Raw genomic sequence first — 13,242 nt, 5'->3', positions numbered from 1 at the left:
GGACTTACTACCGCTGGGCGACTAGCCCTTGACAGCGCCGACCATCACGCCCTTGGTGAAGTGGCGAGCGACGAACGGGTAGATGACGAGTACGGGCAGCGTCGAGACGACGATCAGCGCGTACTTGAGGACTGCTGCCAGTTGTTGCTGCTCCAACTTCCCGGCCAGGTCGGACGCGTCGGCGCCCGACTTGTTGAGGATCAGCACGTTGCGCAGCACGATCTGCAACGGGTACAGCGCGGGGTCCTTCAGGTAGACCAGCGCGTCGAAGTAGCTGTTCCACTGGAAGATCACGTACATCAGCGCGATCACCGCGATCACCGGCTTGGACAGCGGCAGCACCACCGACCACAGGAATCGCAGGTCGCTCGCGCCGTCCAGGGTGGCCGCCTCGTACAGCTCGTCGGGAATCGTCGAGCGGAAGAAGGTCCGCGCGATGATCACCTGCCAGACGCCGATCGCGCTCGGAATCACCATCGCCCACCGGGTGTCGAGCATGTGCAGGTCCTGCACCACCAGGTACGTCGGGATCAGGCCGCCGGAGAACAGCATGGTGAAGATCAGCCCGGTCATGATCACGTTGCGGCCGAAGAACGTGCTGCGCGACAGCGGGTAGGCGATCGCGATCGTCAGCGAGACGCTGATCAGCGTGCCCCCGACGGCGTAGATGATCGAGTTGACGTAGCCGCGCACGATCGCCGGGTCGCCGAGCGCCTCCTGGTAGGCGCGAAGGCTCGGCTCGACCGGCCAGAGCAACACCCGCCCGGCCGAGACGGCCGACGCGCTGCTGAACGAACTGGCGACGATGTAGATCAGCGGCAGCGCGACCGCGATCAGCGCGATCCAGAGCATCACCCGGACGCCGATCAGGAAGATCTTGTCGGTCCGGGTCTCCTCGATCGTCGTGCGTTCGGAGGAGTTCGCCCGGTTCCGGCGGGAGGCTTGCGAGGTAAGGCTCATGACCAGAGTCCGTTTCCGGTGATGCGCTTGGCGGCGAAGTTCACCGCGACCAGCAGGAAGAGATTGACCACGGAGTTGAACAGCCCGATCGCGGTCGCCATCGAGAAGTCGGCGTTCAGCAGACCCGTCTTGTAGACGTAGGTGGCGATGATCTCGGACTGGGCCAGGTTCAGCGGGTTCTGCAGCAGGAACACCTTCTCGAACCCGATCGACATGATGTTGCCGACGCCGAGCACCAGGATGATCACCGCGGTCGGCATGATGCCGGGCAGGTCGACGTTCCAGATCCGCTGCAGCCGGCTGGCGCCGTCGATCCGGGCCGACTCGTGCAGCGCCGGGTCGATGCCGGCCAGCGCGGCCAGGTAGATCACCGCGGAGTACCCGGTGGTCTGCCAGACGTCGGACCAGACGTAGATGTGCCGGAAGTAGTCCGGATCACCGAGGAAGTCGATCGCCGGTACGCCGAACAGCCCGATCGCGTCGTTGACGAAGCCCAGCCGCGGCGACAGCACCAGCAGCGTCATCGAGACCACCACGACGGTGGAGATGAAGTACGGCGCGTAGGTGACCAGCTGCACGGTCTTCTTGAACACGCCCTGGCGGATCTCGTTCAGTGCCAGCGCCAGGATGATCGGGATCGGGAAGCTGGCCAGCACGGTGTAGAGCGCCAGGCCGAAGGTGTTCTTCAGCAGCGTCCAGAACACCGGGTTGGCGAAGAACAGCTCGAAGTTCTTGAAGCCGACCCACTCGCTGCCCCACGGGCCCTTGACCGGGCTGTAGTCCTTGAACGCGATCACCGCGTTGGAGATCGGGATGTACTTGAAGATCACGAAGTAGGCGAGCGGGAGCACGATCAGCAGGTAAAGCTGCCAGTGCCGGCGGAAACTCCGGCGCGCTGCTGTCCGGCGGCTCGGCCGCCGGCGGCGGACACTGGTCACCGCCTGCTGCACCACCGGAGCCGGTGGCGCCGGGTTCACCTCGATCGTTCCACTCACTCGCCGAATCCCTTTCCTGGTCCCCCACGTGCTGTGACGACGTGCGCACCGTCTGCGCCAGAACCGATATCCGATAGGATCTCGGAACTCTTCTCCGGGAGAATGACACAGAACCGGGCGTTGCGGAAGAGCCACCACGCGGGTGGTTATCCGATGTTGACCAAGCCCGCGGAAACCCTGCCTGGCAAGGGATCCGAGCAGTTGCCGACAGCAAATGACCTGGCCGGGAAACGCCAATGGATCCCGCGGCGGCACCGGGGATCTGAGCGTCACGACGGGCGGCGGCGGAGGCGTTCTGGGTGGGTCGTCTCCGGTCCGGACCAGTTTGTTTCTACCGTTAACTATGTCGCAGTCAACTGTGCCGGGGGCCTCAATGTCAAGACTTGCGGACCCAAGTCATCAGAACTTCCCGTTGCGTGAGATGCCGTGCGGGTCAGTCGCCGGCGAGGCGGCCGTGAACGTGGGCGTCGTGCCAGCCGTCGGCGTGCAGCATCGAGCCGCGCAGCACACCCTCGAGCGGGTACCCGGCCTTGGTCGCGACGCGGCACGACTGCTCGTTGTGCACCGAGTGGTCGAGGGAGAGCCGGTGCAGCCCGAGCGTGCCGAAGGACCACTCGGTGAGCACCTTCACAGCCCGACCGGCCAGACCTCGGCCGCGAGCGGAAGCAAGCACCCAGTACGAAAGGTGCGCCTTGGCCTCCGGAAGGTCGATGCCGCGCAGGCCGATCTGGCCGAGCGCCCGGTCGTCGTCGCCGACGATCGCCCAGCTGGCCGCCTCCTCCGCCGACCAGCGGCGGGCCCACTGAGCGACCCAGGCCAGAGCCTCGGCGTCGTCGTCGATCCGCAGGACGTGCCAGCGCTGGATGTCCGCGTCACCGAAGGCCTCGCGCACCGCCGCGACGTCGTCGGCGCGCCACGGTCGCAAGGAGCCAAGGCCGTTCGTCCAACGGCGCGCTCCACCGTGGCGCCTAGTCCCGGCGAGCCGGGGCTGGGTCATCCGGGACAGCCTCCCGGCCGCCAGGACCGGGGTGCTCAGGTTCGGCATGGACGCAGTGTGTCAGGGACGCGGTGTGCCGGTGTGGCCGAGCTGCTTCTCGATCGCCGGCAGGTCGAAGCGGCCGGTGTGCTGTCCGGTCCAGAGCTCGGCCATCACCATGTTGACCCGGAACACCCGCTCCAGCGGCTCGGTCGCGGCGATCTCCTCGTCCGACAACGGGATGCCGAGCTCGGTCGCCTGTTGCTGGTAACCGGTGACCAGCTCGGGTGAGCGGTGCACGCGCGCCATCACGAACTCCCAGCTGCGGCTGTCCAGGTGCGCGAGGTCGAAGTCGATCACACCGACCCGCTCACCCTCGAAGTGCAGGTTCCACTCGGCGAAGTCGCCGTGCACGATCACCTGCGGCAGCTCCAGCAGGTTGCGCTCGGCAACGAGTTGCCGGCCGGCGGCCATCGCGGCGTCGGCCCAGTCGGCCAGATCGGGGCGGAGCTCCCGCAGCGCGACGACCCCGGGGTCCCAGCCCTGGAAGTCGCCCATCGCCGCCAGGTCGCAGCCCTGGAAGAACCCCTCGCGTTGGGGCAGGTCGAGCACGAGATCGCGCAGGTCGGCGTGCAGCCGGGCGAGGACCGCGCCGCGCTCGGCCCGCTGCTCGGGCGTCTCGCTGCGCCGGGGCCGCCCGGGGACGAACCGGGTCGCGGCCCAGAAGCGTTCGTCGTACCGGATCGGGCCGGCGACCGTGCTGGGCACGTTCCAGCCGCGGTCGGTGAGGTGGGCCAGCACCTTCGCCTCGAAGAGCAGATCCAGCTCGGTGCGAAGAACGTGGTATCGGCGCAGGACGACGCGCTCCTCCTCGCCGGTCCACAAGAACCAGTTGCCGTTGCCGGGATGGGCCAGGTCGGTGCCTTGGATCTCCTCCAGCTTCACGACCGGGAGACCGAGCTGGGCGGCGACGTCGTACGGCGTGGTGGGCATCGATCCATTATCCAGGTGCGGACCGCTTCGCGCGCCCGGATAATCGCCGGGCATGGACCTGCGCGCGATCGAGGTGACCGACGGCGTGGACGCCGTCCGGGCCGGCTTCACTCCCGAGTTCGTTGCCCTTGACAACGGAAAGCTCGTCGGCTGTACGGCGCTGCGCTGGTGGGACGAGGCCGACGGCACCCGCCTGTACCTGCTGCTCGGCTGGGTCGAACCGGTCTTCCGCGGCCGGGGACACGGACGCGAGATCCTCGCCTGGCAGGAGAACCAGGCGCGCGAGCACCTCGCCGCCCATCCCGCCGCCGGACCCGCGATGTATGGCGGCAACCCCCGCGACGACGACCCGGGCATCGAGGCTCTGCTGCGCGCGGCCGGCTACGAGATCGCGTTCACCCGGATCCAGCTCACGCTGGAGCTGGACGGCGCCCCGCTGGTCGACCTGCCGGAGGGGATCGAGTTGCGCGCGGCCTCCGCGGACCACCACCGCGACATCTTCGAGGCGAACGCCGCGGTCTTCAACGACCGGTCTCTCGGCTACGTCCAGGACACCTTCGAGGAGTTCGAGCGCGAGGCCGCCGACGACTTCTCCGACCACGAACTGTGGACCCTCGCGTACGCCGGGGATCAGCTGGCCGGCTGGGTGATCAGCGCCGAGGAGGAGGAAGGCGTCGCCGACACCCCGTGGGTCGGCGTACGGCCGGAGTACCGGCGTCAGGGTCTCGCCTCCGCGCTGCTGCGCGTCAATCACGCCCAGCTGCTCGACCACGGCATTCACACCAGCGGAATCTGGACCCTGGAGGAGAACCCCAACGGCAGCGTCGCGCTCTACGAATCCCTCGGCTACCGCCGCAGCGCCCGCCAGCCCCGCTACCGCAAACCGATCCAGGTCCACGACAAGACCTGACCCGACCATCACGGGGGAACGGCCGGGCCAGGCACTTTGATGGTACCCCTCGGTGGGCGGCACAACCGGCTTATTTCGGGCGCGGAGCCGGGCGTTTTCGCCTACTCTGCTCGGCATGCGCATCCGGGCCGCCGAGCCGGTCCGTACCTACTACACCTTCAAAGCGGTGTGGGCTTTCCTGTTCGCGCTGTGCTTCACGTTGAGCGCGGTTTACTACGTCAAGGATGTCGGGCTCGATCCGCTGCAACTGGTGCTGGTCGGTACGACGCTCGAGATCGCGTGCTTCCTGTTCGAGGTGCCGACGGGGATCGTCGCCGACCTGTTCAGCCGGCGGTTGTCGATCGTGATCGGGTTCGTGCTGATCGGCGCCGGATTCCTGCTGCAGGCGCTGGTGCCGGCGTTCGGCGCGATCCTGGTCGCGCAGGTGCTCTGGGGCATCGGCTACACCTTCACCTCCGGCGCGGACCAGGCCTGGATCACCGACGAGATCGGTGAGCAACGCGTCGGGCGGGTGTTCGTCCGCTGTCAGCAGCTGGAGCTCGGCGCGACGATCGCCGGAACCGTCGCTGCCGGGGCTCTCGGTTTGATCAGCTTGACGCTCCCGCTGGCCGTCGCCGGTGGCGGGATGATCCTGCTCGCGCTCGGGCTGGCGCTGTTCATGCCCGAACGCAACTTCCATCCGACCCCGCGGGCCGAACGCGAGACCTTCCGGCAGCTGGGTCGCACGTTCCATGAGGGCCTGCGCGTCGCGCGCAGCCGACCGGTGGTGCGGATCATGGTGGTGATCAGCCTGATCGGCGGCCTGTCCAGCGAGGCCTTCGACCGGTTGTGGACGGTGCACGTGCTCGACCACAGCTTCCCCGACTGGTTCGGTACGACGGACCCGGCGTTCTGGTTCACCGCGCTCGCGCTCGTCGGCACCCTGCTGTCGCTGATCGGATCGCTCGTGGTCAACCGCGTCTCCCCCGAGCGCGTCAACGCACTGCACCCCAACGGCCTGCTCGCGCTGCTCGCCCTGATCCACCTCGCCGGCGTCGCCGCGTTCGCACTGCTCGGCAACCTCTGGCTCGCGCTGGCCGCGATGTGGCTGAGCCGGATCGCGACGACGATCGCCGTACCGATCGAGTCCGCCTGGCTGAACCGCAACCTGGACTCGGCGTCGCGCGCCACGGTGATCTCGATGGTGTCGCAGGCGAACGCGATCGGCCAGGTCGCCGGCGGTCCCCCGCTCGGCGCCCTGGCCGGTCGCGCTTCGGTCCGTACGGCGTTGCTGGTGTCGGGCCTGATCCTGCTGCCGATTCCGTTCCTCTATCTTCGGCTGCGGCCTCGACCGGTGGAGGGGGTCGCGGAGTCGGCGGGCGGCGTACCGGAGTCCGAGCCGCGGTCGGGTTAGTCGGTCTCCACCCGGCGGCGGTCGTAGCCGGACTTGATCAAGCTGACCACCGTCGTCACCAGCAGCGTGCCGGCGATGAAACCGAGCGAGGTGGCGATGCCGATGTGCGGCAGGTGGATCGCGCCGATGTCGTCGATGTGCGAGCCGTGCAGCGCCTCGATGATCAGCTTGACGCCGATGAAGGCCAGGATCACCGACAGCCCGACGTTCAGGTAGATGACCCGCTCCAGCAGGCCGCCGATCAGGAAGTAGAGCTGCCGCAGGCCCATCAGTGCGAAGGCGTTCGCGGTCAGCACGATGTAGGCGTCCTGGGTGAGGCCGAAGATGGCCGGGATCGAGTCGAGCGCGAAGATCACGTTCGCCATGCCGATCGCGGCGATCACGATCACCAGCGGGGTCAGCATCCGCCGGCCGTCGACGCGGGTGACCAGCCTGCTGCCGTCGTAGCCGTGGGTCAGCGGGAGGATCCGGCGCAGGCCGCGCAGGACGGCGTTCTCCTGGAAGTCGGTCTCGTCGTCGCCCTCCAGCGCCAGCCGGATCGCGGTGTAGACCAGGAACGCGCCGAAGAGGTAGAACACCCAGCTGGCCGCCGAGATCGCGGCCGCGCCGGCCAGGATGAACACCGCGCGCAGCAGCATCGAGACCACGATGCCGATGTAGAGCACCTTGTCCTGGGCCGGCGCCGGCACCGCGAACCGGGCCATGATGATCACGAACACGAACAGGTTGTCGACGCTGAGGCTGTACTCGGTGATGTAGCCGGCGACGAACTCACCGCCGCTCGCGCCGGGACTGAACACGAACAGCCCGACCGCGAACAGCGCCGCCAGGCCGACGTAGAACAGCACCCATCGGGTGGCGTCCTTGATCGTGACGCTGTGCTTGCGACGGGCGATCACAATCAGGTCGAAGGCGACGATCGCCAGCAGACCGGCGATCGTGAGCACCCACACGACAGGGGACATGACAGAGACCATGACGGTTCCTCCGGACGACGACAGCCAGCACTGGTCCGGAGGTCTCTTCCGCCCGGCAGCACGCGTCCGGACCGGCAGCACCGGGTCGGCCGCCCAGGCCTTCCGTGATGACGACGCTGCCGTGACGAGTCGGCCCGGCGTGCCGCGGCACGACCGGACGGGCTCGGGGGAATACTCCCCTCCACGGGAATTCTATTACCCACCAATGTATACCGAATCCCGCCCGGCGGCCAGACGGGCCCCGGCAGGGTGGTTGGATGCGGAGATGACGAAGCCCTCGGCGGAGCACTTCACCGACGTGGTGCTCGAGAAGTATCCGTCGTGCGGAAGAGTGTCGGGCTGGTGACCGCGCGGCGGTGAAGGTCAGGCGGGTGGGGCGACCGTGGCGTCCAGGCGGCCGGATCGTCGCAAGGAGTCCGCGACGAAACCATGGGACTTCAGTTCCTCGATCTGATCGCTGAGCCAGACGACCGTGTCGGGGGCGCGGTCCCGGTGGACGCAGACGGCCTGGCGGATCTCCATGAAGCGGTCCTGGATCACGCGGGTGCCCGGCGTCCGGGCGGCGAACTCCTCGACCGGCCGGCGGATGCCGGCGCCGGCGTCGAGGTTCTCGGCGGCGAAGAGGTCGACGCCTTCGGCGCCGCGGACGATGGTGGCGTGCCGGAGGGTGCGGGTCAGGAACAGGTCGTACGCCGAGCCCTCCTTCACCCCGATCCGCATCCCGGGCCGGTCGACGTCGTCCGGGCTGGTCACCGCGGAGTCCTCCGGTACGACGTACACCCCCTCGATCACCACGTACGGCGTGGTGAAGGCGACCTGGTCGGCGCGAGCCGGTTCGATCGCGAGGAAGCCGAGGTCCGCCGTCCCGTCGACCAGTGCCGCGAACGACTCCCGCGCCGCGCCGAAGCACACGAACTCGACCGGCAGTTCCAGCCGCCGGGCAAGCTCGCGGGCGATATCGGCCGTCACCCCGGTCGGCTCCTCAGGCGTGCCCTGCGCGAGCACCGGATTGCCCAAATTGATCGCAACCCGCAGAACACCGGTCGGAGCCAGGTCGTCACGCAGGTCGGTCGCCATGCCGACGACCCTACGTCAATCAGTTCGACCAGAACCGCCAGTGAACTCCGGCGTTCGTAGCATCGGCCGCAGCGAAAGGAGTTGCCATGGCGCTCGAGATCTTCCGCCGGAACCGGGTCGAACGGATCACCGACCCGGCCCAGGTTCTGCCGCTCTACCTCAAGTGGCTCAAGAAGCACCTCGCCCGCGGCGGTGGGATCACCGGGTTCCCCGACCGGCCGTTCGCCAGCGCCGGGTTCGAGTACCAGCGCGGCGGCAAGGTCGTGATCAACAGCGACCGGGACAGCCGCAAGCTCCTGCTGGGCCGCGGGACCGAGGTCGAGCGGACCGATCCCAACCACCGGTACTTCGGTGGCTGGTCGCACGCGACCGTACTCACCGTGGCCGGCACCAAGGCGCTCACCGGAGCGCCGATCGAGATCTACAACGACCCGGAGTTCGAGGCCCTGATGACCCCGGAGCTGCGGGAGCAGCGGTCCACCGAGCTGTGGCTGGACCGCGTCGCGGCCGCCGGTGAGATTCCTGAGCTGAACGAACCGGCGACCTGGGAGCGGCGCGAGTACGGCGGCGGGCCGGACGTCCAGACGACCAAGGCTTTCACCGCCGCGTTCGGAACACCGGACAACCCGACGAGTCCGCCTGCCAACTCCACCGCACCCGGCAACGCCACGCCGTCCGATCGGGCGGCCCGCTCGGCATCCGCGCCCGACCGCGCCAAGGGTCAGGAACGCTGACCCCAGGCGGAAATCAGCGGCGCCGTCGCCAGATCAAGCTTGCCAGAGGCAATATTTCCGCTGCCCGCACAACAGCGGACACAAAAAACGGCAAGGAGGACATCTTCCTTGCCATGTCTAACTTATAGCTCATGGGGGGACTTGCCGCAAGGCCCCGTTGGTGGCTCACAATCGTCGGCCTGACCACCTTCCAAGTGAACGGGGACCCCCCACCCATGTCATTGGGAACCACCAGTGCCTTCCAGCTTGCCGGCCACCTCGCGGGCAAGAACGACCCCGCGCTGATCGCCCGCGACGAGGCGCACTTCGCCGCGATCGCGGCCAGCCTCGACACATCGATCACCGACCTGACCGAGCGGCTGGACGACCTGCGCAAGACGCCCGGCGGCACCGGCCAGGAAGCGCTCGACCGCGACCTGGAGATCCACCGCCTCACCACCCGCCTGCGGACCCTGCGCCGCTTCGGCCTCGACCTGTGCCTGGGGCACATGGTTGCCGAGGGCGACGACGAGCCCGTGTACGTGGGGCGGCTCGGGCTGACCGACACCGAAGGACGCCGGCTGCTGATCGACTGGCGCTCCCCCGCCGCCGAGCCGTTCTTCGGCGCGACCCACGCGAACCCGATGGGCCTGGTCAGCCGCCGCCGGTACCGCTGGACCCGCGGCCGGATCAGCGACTACTGGGACGAGGTGTTCACCTCGGACGGCTTCGAGGGGCACGCGGCCGCGCTCGACGACCAGTCGGCGTTCATCGCGAGCCTGGGCGGCAACCGTTCGGACCGGATGCGCGACGTGCTGGGCACCATCCAGGCCGACCAGGACGCGATCATCCGGGCCGGCTCGCGCGGCGCGCTGGTCGTCGACGGCGGTCCGGGAACCGGCAAGACCGTGGTCGCACTGCACCGGTCGGCGTACCTGCTGTACTCCGATCCGCGCCTGGAGCACCGGCGGGGCGGCGTGCTGTTCATCGGGCCGCACCAGCCGTACCTCGCCTACGTGTCCGACGTGCTGCCGAGCCTCGGCGAGGAAGGCGTCCAGACCTGCACGCTGCGCGATCTGCTGCCCGAGGGCGCGTCGGCTCGTCCCGAGAGCGACCCCGAGGTGGCCCGGCTGAAGTCCTCGGCGGCGATGGTCGGGGCGATCGAGCCCGCCGCCGCGCTGTACGAGGAGCCGCCGACCAAGCCGATGGTCGTCGAGACCGACTGGGCCGACCTCTACCTCAGCGTCGGCGACTGGGCCGAGGCGTTCGGTTCCGTCGACGCCGGTACGCCGCACAACGAGGCGCGCGACCTGGTCTGGGAGGAGCTGCTGACGATCTTGCTGGACAAGGTCGACCACGACGACGAGGAGGTGTCGGTCGACCAGATCCGTCGTTCGCTGCTGCTGAACGACGAGCTCCGTGACACCTTCGACCGGGCCTGGCCACTGCTCGAGCCGACCGACCTGGTCGCCGACCTGTGGTCCGTACCGGCGTACCTGCGGCGCTGTGCTCCGTGGCTGGAGCCGGACGAGGTCCGCCTGCTGCAACGCGACGACCCGTACGCGTGGACCGTTTCCGACCTGCCGCTGCTGGACGCCGCCCGCCAGCGCGTGGGCGACCCGGAAGCGTCCCGTCGCAAGCGCCGCCGGGCGGCCGCCGTTCAGGCGCAACGCGAGCAGATGTCCGAGGTGATCGACCGCCTGCGCCAGGCCGACGACGGCGAGGGACTCGTGCAGAGTCTGGTCCACGGCGACCTGCAGGACGCGCTGGTCGACGAGGGTGCGCTGCCGACGCCAGACCCGGACGAGCTGGCCGGTCCGTTCGCGCACATCGTCGTCGACGAGGCGCAGGAACTCACCGATGCCGAGTGGCAGATGCTGCTGCTGCGCAACCCGTCGCGCAGCTTCACGATCGTCGGCGACCGCGCGCAGGCCCGGCACGGCTTCACCGAGAGCTGGGAGGAGCGGCTGCACCGTGTCGGCCTCGACCGGGTCGAGCTGGCCGGCCTGACCGTCAACTACCGCACGCCCGCGGAGGTCATGACCGAGGCCGAGCCGGTCATCCGCGCCGTACTGCCGGACGCGAACGTGCCGACGTCGATCCGCACCAGCGGCCTGCCGGTCGTCCACGGGTCCGTCGACGACCTGGACAAGATCCTCGACGCGTGGACCTCCGAGCACCCCGAAGGTGTGGCCTGCGTGATCGGCGATCCGGCCTTCGAGGCGACGCCGCGGATCCGTTCCCTGACGCCGGTCCTGGCCAAGGGGCTGGAGTTCGACCTGGTCGTGCTGATCGATCCGGAGACCTTCGGCAGCGGCATCGAGGGCGCGGTCGACCGGTACGTCGCGATGACGCGCGCGACGCGACAGCTCGTCGTACTGACCAGCAGCTGACACGATGTTCCGGCGGGCTGTCGATTCGGGCTCCGGCCGTACGACCTGGGGTGGAGAGGGGCCGCGGTGGCCTCTCCCACCGAGTGAAAGGGACATCCGATGAGCAAGTACATGCTGATCATGCGGCCGACCGACGAGGCGTTCGCCACCTTCGCGGACGTCGACTTCGACGAGATCGTGACGACCATGGGCCGGTTCAACGACGAGTTGATCCGGGCCGGCGTGCTGCTGGCCGCCGAGGGGCTCGACCCCGAGGAGAGCGTGGTGGTCGACTTCACCGGTGAGGCGCCGGTGATCTCCGACGGCCCGTACGGCGAGACGAAGGAACTGTTCAGCGGCTACTACATCCTCGAGGTGGCGTCGCGGCAGGAAGCGGTCGAGTGGGCCAAGCGGATGCCGTACACCGAGCACTCGAAGATCGAGATCCGCCGTGTCACCGGGATCGACGAGCTGCCGCAGGACAACCCGTGGGTGCAGAAGGAGCGCAAGTGGCGCGAGGCGACCGGGCAGCTGTGAGCGCCAGCGATGAGTGAGGCGAGGCGCGCCGTCGAGGCGGTGTGGCGGAGCGAGTCCGCCCGCATCGTCGGCGCACTCGCCCGCTACACGCGCGACTTCGCGCTCGCCGAGGACGTCGCGCAGGAGGCCCTCGCCGAGGCACTGGTCAGCTGGTCGACCAGCGGAATCCCCGACCAGCCGGCCAGCTGGCTCACGGCGGTCGGCCGCCGCCGGGCGATCGACGCGTTCCGGCGGCGCGCCGGCGCCGACGAGCGGTACGCCGTACTGGCGCGCGATCTCGACACCACGACTCCCGGCGCGGACGCCCTCTTCGACCCCGACGCGATCGACGACGACCTGCTCGCGCTGATCTTCACGTCGTGTCACCCGATCCTGTCCAAGGAGGCGCGGGTGGCGCTCACGCTGCGCGTCGTCGGCGGCCTGACGACCGACGAGATCGCGAAAGCCCTGTTCGTGCCCGTCCCGACGATCCAGGCCCGGATCACCCGCGCGAAGAAGACGATCGCCGCCGCCGAGATCCCGTTCGCCGTTCCCGAGCCGGCCGAGCGCCCCGGCCGGCTCAGCTCGGTGCTCAACGTCATCTACCTGATCTTCACCGAAGGCTCGTCGGCCTCCCACGGCGATTCCTGGATCCGGACCGACCTGGCGCACGAGGCGCTCCGCCTGGCCCGCAGTCTCAGCCGGCTGACCCCGGAGCCGGAGGTCCAAGGCCTGCTCGCCCTGATGGAACTGACCGCCGCCCGCTTCCCCGCCCGCGTCGACGCCGACGGCCGCCCGGTCCTGCTCGAAGACCAGAACCGCCACCTGTGGGACCACTCCGCCATCCGCCGAGGCCGAGCCGCCCTCGCCCAAGCGGTGTCAGCCGGCCGAGGCCTCGGTTTCTACGGCCTGCAAGCCGCCATCGCCGAGTGCCACGCTGTCGCTGTCTCGGTCGCCGACACCGACTGGCCCCGCATCGTCCGCCTGTACGAGGCCCTCGCCCAACTCGCCCCCTCCCCCGTCATCGACCTCAACCGAGCCGCCGCGGTGGCAATGGCCTCCGGCCCCCAAGCGGGCCTCGACCTCGTCGACAACCTCGCCCACGGCGTCCTCGGCCGCTCCCACCTCCTGCACGCCGTCCGCGCCGGCCTCCTCACCCGCCTCGACCGCCCCGCCGAAGCCCGCGCCGCGTACCTGCAAGCAGCCGACCTCTGCACGAACGAGGCCGAACGCGCCGTACTGAAGTCGAAGGCCGCGGAACTCTAGTTCGGGCTGCTGCCGGTACGACGTACGGCGGCGCCCGCCGTGTCAGCACCCGTGTCAGCAGCGTGGCGGAGGCGTGTCAGCGGGCGCGCCGAGA

At 69.1% G+C, this 13,242-nt stretch carries 12 protein-coding genes; 6 read left to right on the top strand and 6 right to left on the bottom strand.

Annotated features, from left to right (window positions below; all coding sequences use genetic code 11):
- Window positions 1-21 precede the first annotated feature (21 nt).
- From BWI15_RS04720 to BWI15_RS04705, 4 genes are all read right to left on the bottom strand, one after another.
- Window positions 22-960, bottom strand: coding sequence for a carbohydrate ABC transporter permease (locus tag BWI15_RS04720; RefSeq protein ID WP_077013044.1), 939 nt, complete (start codon window positions 958-960; stop codon window positions 22-24).
- Window positions 957-1,955 carry an ABC transporter permease gene (locus tag BWI15_RS04715; RefSeq protein ID WP_083750557.1) on the bottom strand — a complete coding sequence of 333 codons (999 nt, stop codon included), beginning with the start codon at window positions 1,953-1,955 and terminating at the stop codon, window positions 957-959. Before BWI15_RS04715 ends, BWI15_RS04720 begins: the two co-directional genes overlap by 4 nt.
- Before the next feature lie 433 nt (window positions 1,956-2,388).
- The gene (locus BWI15_RS04710; RefSeq protein ID WP_077013043.1) at window positions 2,389-3,000 is read right to left on the bottom strand and encodes a GNAT family N-acetyltransferase; all 612 of its coding nucleotides are present in this window, start codon (window positions 2,998-3,000) and stop codon (window positions 2,389-2,391) included.
- Window positions 3,001-3,012: 12 nt separating this feature from the next.
- A complete protein-coding gene (locus tag BWI15_RS04705) occupies window positions 3,013-3,924 on the bottom strand; it encodes a phosphotransferase enzyme family protein (RefSeq protein ID WP_077013042.1) in 912 nt (303 codons plus the stop codon).
- A gap of 52 nt (window positions 3,925-3,976) precedes the next feature.
- Between BWI15_RS04705 and BWI15_RS04700 the strand changes: the two genes are divergently transcribed.
- Window positions 3,977-4,834, top strand: coding sequence for a GNAT family N-acetyltransferase (locus BWI15_RS04700; RefSeq protein WP_077013041.1), 858 nt, complete (start codon window positions 3,977-3,979; stop codon window positions 4,832-4,834).
- A 115-nt stretch (window positions 4,835-4,949) separates the two neighbouring features.
- Window positions 4,950-6,227, top strand: coding sequence for an MFS transporter (locus BWI15_RS04695; RefSeq protein ID WP_077013040.1), 1,278 nt, complete (start codon window positions 4,950-4,952; stop codon window positions 6,225-6,227).
- Here BWI15_RS04695 and BWI15_RS04690 read toward each other — a convergent pair.
- Together BWI15_RS04690 and BWI15_RS04685 are read right to left on the bottom strand one after the other, a co-directional pair.
- On the bottom strand, window positions 6,224-7,192 hold the full coding sequence (locus BWI15_RS04690) for a TerC/Alx family metal homeostasis membrane protein (RefSeq protein ID WP_077013267.1): 969 nt from the start codon (window positions 7,190-7,192) through the stop codon (window positions 6,224-6,226). The two genes, BWI15_RS04695 and BWI15_RS04690, sit on opposite strands and share 4 nt — an antisense overlap.
- Before the next feature lie 375 nt (window positions 7,193-7,567).
- Window positions 7,568-8,281, bottom strand: a complete 714-nt coding sequence (locus tag BWI15_RS04685; RefSeq protein ID WP_077013039.1) for a transporter substrate-binding domain-containing protein — start codon at window positions 8,279-8,281, stop codon at window positions 7,568-7,570.
- A gap of 86 nt (window positions 8,282-8,367) precedes the next feature.
- Between BWI15_RS04685 and BWI15_RS04680 the strand changes: the two genes are divergently transcribed.
- The 4 genes from BWI15_RS04680 to BWI15_RS04665 all read left to right on the top strand — a co-directional run bounded on the left by BWI15_RS04680 (window position 8,368) and on the right by BWI15_RS04665 (window position 13,148).
- Entirely contained in the window at window positions 8,368-9,015 is a 648-nt protein-coding gene (locus BWI15_RS04680) for a hypothetical protein (protein ID WP_077013038.1), read from the top strand.
- A 215-nt stretch (window positions 9,016-9,230) separates the two neighbouring features.
- The gene (helR, locus tag BWI15_RS04675) at window positions 9,231-11,387 is read left to right on the top strand and encodes an RNA polymerase recycling motor ATPase HelR (protein ID WP_077013037.1); all 2,157 of its coding nucleotides are present in this window, start codon (window positions 9,231-9,233) and stop codon (window positions 11,385-11,387) included.
- Between the two features lie 99 nt (window positions 11,388-11,486).
- Window positions 11,487-11,903: a YciI family protein gene (locus BWI15_RS04670; RefSeq protein ID WP_077013036.1), complete on the top strand. Its 417-nt coding sequence runs from the start codon at window positions 11,487-11,489 to the stop codon at window positions 11,901-11,903.
- Between the two features lie 9 nt (window positions 11,904-11,912).
- Window positions 11,913-13,148, top strand: a complete 1,236-nt coding sequence (locus BWI15_RS04665) for an RNA polymerase sigma factor (RefSeq protein WP_077013035.1) — start codon at window positions 11,913-11,915, stop codon at window positions 13,146-13,148.
- Window positions 13,149-13,242: the final 94 nt, after the last annotated feature.

Source organism: Kribbella sp. ALI-6-A, assembly GCF_001984195.1.
GTDB lineage: Bacteria > Actinomycetota > Actinomycetes > Propionibacteriales > Kribbellaceae > Kribbella.
This window is presented reverse-complemented; position numbering and strand designations above follow the sequence as displayed.

What these genes read in the sequence shown, in the direction of transcription:
- BWI15_RS04720 (WP_077013044.1), bottom strand. Translation starts at nt 960, where the DNA reads ATGAGCCTTACCTCGCAAGCCTCCCGCCGGAACCGGGCGAACTCCTCC.
- BWI15_RS04710 (WP_077013043.1), bottom strand. Translation starts at nt 3,000, where the DNA reads ATGCCGAACCTGAGCACCCCGGTCCTGGCGGCCGGGAGGCTGTCCCGG.
- BWI15_RS04705 (WP_077013042.1), bottom strand. Translation starts at nt 3,924, where the DNA reads ATGCCCACCACGCCGTACGACGTCGCCGCCCAGCTCGGTCTCCCGGTC.
- BWI15_RS04700 (WP_077013041.1), top strand. Translation starts at nt 3,977, where the DNA reads ATGGACCTGCGCGCGATCGAGGTGACCGACGGCGTGGACGCCGTCCGG.
- BWI15_RS04695 (WP_077013040.1), top strand. Translation starts at nt 4,950, where the DNA reads ATGCGCATCCGGGCCGCCGAGCCGGTCCGTACCTACTACACCTTCAAA.
- BWI15_RS04690 (WP_077013267.1), bottom strand. Translation starts at nt 7,192, where the DNA reads ATGTCCCCTGTCGTGTGGGTGCTCACGATCGCCGGTCTGCTGGCGATC.
- BWI15_RS04685 (WP_077013039.1), bottom strand. Translation starts at nt 8,281, where the DNA reads ATGGCGACCGACCTGCGTGACGACCTGGCTCCGACCGGTGTTCTGCGG.
- BWI15_RS04680 (WP_077013038.1), top strand. Translation starts at nt 8,368, where the DNA reads ATGGCGCTCGAGATCTTCCGCCGGAACCGGGTCGAACGGATCACCGAC.
- helR (WP_077013037.1), top strand. Translation starts at nt 9,231, where the DNA reads ATGTCATTGGGAACCACCAGTGCCTTCCAGCTTGCCGGCCACCTCGCG.
- BWI15_RS04670 (WP_077013036.1), top strand. Translation starts at nt 11,487, where the DNA reads ATGAGCAAGTACATGCTGATCATGCGGCCGACCGACGAGGCGTTCGCC.
- BWI15_RS04665 (WP_077013035.1), top strand. Translation starts at nt 11,913, where the DNA reads ATGAGTGAGGCGAGGCGCGCCGTCGAGGCGGTGTGGCGGAGCGAGTCC.